Genomic DNA, 653 nt, shown 5'->3' with positions numbered 1-653 from the left:
CATGCGCTGGGGCTCGCGGAGCGGGTACGCGCTGAAGACAACACGGATTCAGGATGAGGTCTTAAGCGAGATCGCCCAGGTCAAAGCCAGAGAGCTCATCGACCATGCCAAGACCAAACGGGCGCTGTCCCTACCCAAGGAGGCACCTCATGACGATGCATCCTGACGATCTGCTTGAGCAGCTCAAAAAAACCGCCACCCCGCGCAAGCAACGCTCACTTGAACTGATCTACCAAGTGTGCCGCGAGCAGTACGAGCGCGGCAGCAGGGACTTCTCCGTGGCCACCATTGCCCTCATTGCGGCGGATCGGGGCGGTCCAAGCAAGGGAGCCATCCATAACAAGACGGGCGACGACTACAAAGGGCTGATTAAGGCGTGGGCCGAGCACACCGGCGGTGTGACCCGCAAGGTACGCCAGGTCAGCGAGAATCCCTACATTGAACTTCTCAACAAGATCGAGAACCCGGCGCTGCGTTCGATGATGTCGGGCATCCTAGCCGAAAACCGGCAGATGCGTCGTCAAATTACGCTGCTCAAGGCTGAAGGCAATCGCGTGATCGACATGCGCCCCAGGCCTGCCGAAAACCGTGAGCCGGTTCAGATACTGCCTGCATCGACCGGCCTGTATCCCTCCGAGATCGAGGCGTTGCGC

General features: G+C 59.9%; 1 protein-coding gene. It reads left to right on the top strand.

From position 1 onward, the window contains the following. Window positions 1-149: 149 nt before the first annotated feature. Window positions 150-653, top strand: a 504-nt coding sequence (gene gmtX / locus ACUH78_RS19475) for a gamma-mobile-trio protein GmtX (RefSeq protein ID WP_445334469.1), incomplete at its 3' end; no start/stop codon positions are given.

The organism is Thauera sp. ZXT1-4 (assembly GCF_052598215.2).
Note: the sequence above shows the minus strand (reverse complement) of the source record. Positions and strands in the feature narration are given on the sequence as shown.